The sequence below is a fragment of the Priestia sp. YIM B13490 genome (assembly GCF_042787735.1).
Lineage (GTDB): Bacteria > Bacillota > Bacilli > Bacillales > Bacillaceae_H > Priestia > Priestia megaterium.
In genome coordinates, this window is the sequence record NZ_JBHZOT010000038.1 from 1 (window position 1) to 3,686 (window position 3,686).

At 33.1% G+C, this 3,686-nt stretch carries 4 protein-coding genes; 2 read left to right on the forward strand and 2 right to left on the reverse strand.

Annotation, left to right across the window (positions count from 1 at the left end; translation table 11 throughout):
- Window positions 1-312: 312 nt before the first annotated feature.
- Window positions 313-1,314 (reverse strand): DUF3231 family protein, encoded by a 1,002-nt coding sequence (locus ACFX4R_RS29365; protein ID WP_377571738.1) that lies wholly within the window; start codon window positions 1,312-1,314, stop codon window positions 313-315.
- A gap of 283 nt (window positions 1,315-1,597) precedes the next feature.
- Between ACFX4R_RS29365 and ACFX4R_RS29370 the strand changes: the two genes are divergently transcribed.
- A complete protein-coding gene (locus ACFX4R_RS29370) occupies window positions 1,598-2,614 on the forward strand; it encodes a DUF3231 family protein (protein ID WP_322552717.1) in 1,017 nt (338 codons plus the stop codon).
- A gap of 222 nt (window positions 2,615-2,836) precedes the next feature.
- Window positions 2,837-3,040 carry a hypothetical protein gene (locus ACFX4R_RS29375; RefSeq protein ID WP_322552718.1) on the forward strand — a complete coding sequence of 68 codons (204 nt, stop codon included), beginning with the start codon at window positions 2,837-2,839 and terminating at the stop codon, window positions 3,038-3,040.
- A gap of 20 nt (window positions 3,041-3,060) precedes the next feature.
- Here ACFX4R_RS29375 and ACFX4R_RS29380 read toward each other — a convergent pair whose 3' ends face one another.
- Window positions 3,061-3,459, reverse strand: a complete 399-nt coding sequence (locus ACFX4R_RS29380; protein WP_322552719.1) for a hypothetical protein — start codon at window positions 3,457-3,459, stop codon at window positions 3,061-3,063.
- Window positions 3,460-3,686: the final 227 nt, after the last annotated feature.

A 3,686-nucleotide genomic window follows, 5' to 3' on the forward strand; every position in this document is an offset into this window, starting at 1 on the left:
AAAGAACTGGCAACTAAACTAAAGCGATCTATTTGGATTTACATCATTCTATTAATGACTATGCTTTGGTTTATGGTCGGTAAGCCGACCTTTTGGTAAAATATATAAATATATCCATTTGTCGTCACTAAGAGTAAACAGTTAAACTGATTACTTTTATGAAATAACCTACTATTTACTTAATATAACAGACATTATTGAACCCAGCATGCTAAAAAGCCCTTTCATCAAGGGCTTTTTGAAGCATTTTTATATAACGAATTTTTAGAGTGTTATTCAACATTCTCAAATAGAATCTTCTTATTAATTAACTTACTTTCCTTTTAAAGCCTTTCTATTTGGTGCTTGAGGAGGTTGTTCTAGCCATTCCCGGTTGACCATAATATTAAAGCCCTTTCCAGCATAAATTAATATTTCTCCAATTAATTTACTGTAATAAGTAGCTAAATCTGTCCTCATGGATAAAGATAAAGCATGTCCAATAAGTGTCACATCAATGGAATTTAAAAAATGAAAAAGCGCAACAATAAGCTTGTCGGAAAAAGGAGAAACGGTTGAATTTGTTACTTCTATACTAACAGGAACTGTACCAAGAAGTTCTTCTTCCTTTAAAAGGTCATTCAAGAAATTGATTTGTTTTTCTGATATATCCATTCCATCTTCTATATAATCTTTAATTTCCTTGTCCTTAATCACTTGTAATAAGCCCATACAGAGTAGTACCGAGAAATAGTTACGCTCAATATTGAAGAACATTTCAGTAAGTTCAACAGCATTTAAAGGTCTTTTTTTTCCTATGGCTGCTACTATATAAGATTGTTTTTTTATATATTCAACTTTCTCAGGATAGGTAATCATAGGTGGTCGATCGTAAATTCCTTTAGATAACATTAGAGTAGTGGATTCTGCATAGAGCTCTGTAGCTTGATTCAAAGCCTGAGTGAAGAAATCAAGAACATCTGCCCGAGCAACAGTAGAAGTAGCAAACCCTAGGTTAACCATTGACATGCGACTCATTGAGTAGACAAAACTCAGAGCAAAAAGGTCATAAAAAAGGGGCAGCGCTGACAAATTAATATCTTTGTCCGTAAACCCATCTGGTAAAGGGATATTCTCCTCAGAAAAAATATCCTTAATTTGCTTTAGATGTGATTGAGAGATAAGTAAAGATTTTTGTAAAATAGGCTTTATTTCGTTGTCTTGTAGGTGATGAAGAAAATATTTCAACAAACAAGTAGACATTGTTTCTTGTATATAAACTCCCCATAAACCACCAATTTCAGGACTTGATAATCTTACATTATGCTTAGCCATTAAAGCCTCCTAATTATATGTATTTATCTTGATTATGTCATTTATCTTTCTAATTTATTCTTTTTTTAATTCCCCTAAAAAAAACAGCCTATATCAGCTTTTATTTACCATAATGTACCTTATCGGAAACTATAGAAGTGAAAAAATATACTTGTTTCAATATACTTGGAACAACGACAAGTAATTTGAATCAGATTATATATATTCATAAAAGGCATAAAAATAGCAGTTTTCTGCAAATGATATAGTGACAACCTAAAATATCAAGTGGAGGAAACTGCTCATGACTGAACATAACACAAAGCTTACGTCAGCTGAAATAGCCTGCACGTGGACTGGCTATATGAATGATAGTATGTCCAAATGTATACTTGGTTATTTCTTAAAACATATTGAAGATAAAGAAATTAAATCGATTGTTCAAATAGCTTATGATCTTTCAGCTGTTCATGTAGAAAAACTTCGTGCTTTATTTCAAAGAGAAGAAATTCCTCTTCCTATAGGATTTACAAATGAACACGATGTGAATAAGGATACTGGCCGTCTGTACACCGATACCTTTATTCTTACATACGTTAATCACATGGCAAAAATAGGGATGCTAGCATTTAGTGGGTTTCTATCCATGAGTGCTCGAAAAGATATACGATTATATTTTAAAGAGGGGCTTCAAGAGGCCTCCAATTTATATGATGAAAGTTCGGATATCGCCCTTTCAAAAGGGTTATTTGTTCGAGCTCCTTATATTGCTTACCCTACTCAACCAGATACTGTAGACAGCAAAAGCTATCTTAGTGGCTTTTCGTTTTTTAGCAAAGAACGTCCTTTGAATGCCATTGAAATATCGCATTTATATATGAACATTCAAACCAACATCATCGGCAGTAAGCTAGCTCTTAGCTTTGCTCAGACATCTCAACGCGAAAAAATTCAACAATGGATGTTAAGAGGGGCTGAAATCTCGGAAAAACATGTGCAGATCTTTGGCAAAGCCCTCCTAGATAATCATATTCAGCCACCGGTTCCACATGATATTGCAATTAGTGACTTAACCACACCTGTCTTCTCTGATCGACTAGCGATGTTTCATATGAGCTTTTTGAGCGCAGCAGGAACAGGTAACTATGCGACTGCAGCAGCTGCAAGTCAACGAAGTGACCTCGTTATCAATTATGAAAGGCTATCACTTGAAATCGGTCAATATGCGAAAGATGGAGCTGATATCATGATCCATCATAAATGGCTTGAACAACCACCTGGAACACAAGACAAAGAACAACTAGCTAAGAAAAAAGAATAATCTTATATTTTTAGAACAAACTACTCAATAAGCTGTAACTTTTAGATCCTTCAATAAAATAAATGTAGCAGAAAAAACTCCCCAGATGGCAGGGAGTTTTTTCTGTTTTTACGCTTTATATGATATACAAACATAGTTATCATAATCAACATTATCGGAAGAAATAAACATTAACTGGATTGTTATGGTAAAATTAGATAAAAACTATATCTAGGAGTAAATATGAAAATAGATGACAAGAAAAAACAAATTCAACAAAAATATAAAGAAGAACTTGAGAATAAAAGAGAATCTAAAGGTTATTCAAAAAAGTTGCTCATTTTTGCTGTAGTTGTTGTTATCTTTTTTGTTTTTAGTTACTACTTTGGTATAAGACCTTTTCCAGAAAAAGAAGAGCATAAAATTTTAAAGCGAATAGATAGCTAAATAAAAACCAGCCATAAAGCTTATGGCTGGTTTTTATTTTTTAACGTAATCTCTTCTTTTTGATCATTCCATTTTAAAATTATTATAGGTTTATCTGATTTCAATGTTTCTCTATTGACTATTGCGTTTGTTTTTTCTTTAAATTTTCCTTCTTTATCTAGCTCTATAATGGAAACACCCCATTGGCCGTTTGGTGCTTCTAATTTAAAACTGAACTCTCCGACTGATTTCTTATCTTTGCCTGTATAAGTTAATTCAATAGTCTTTGGTTCACCTTTATCTTTGTCTGATATTGGCTTTACAGTCTCTTTTACTGTCCAGTTGTCGCTTTTACCTGTAAAAACTAAAGGCTCCTTAGCTTTACTTTGGCAGCCACACATTAGAAACAATATGAAAGCAATAAAAAATATCTTTTTCATCTTTTTCCCCCTAAATATAAAACCTTTTTATTCCATTTTATCAAATATACGTATGGGAAACATTATGTATATCGCATGCAAAGCTAGTTTACATAACCACTCTTTCCGGTACACATACCAAAAAAGAACCCTTGTCGCAGAACGGTTCTGTGAACTGCGCCCCAATTGTTAGACATAATCTAACCAATTGGAGGCGCAGTTTTTATGAAGAGATTTTCAGAAGAAGA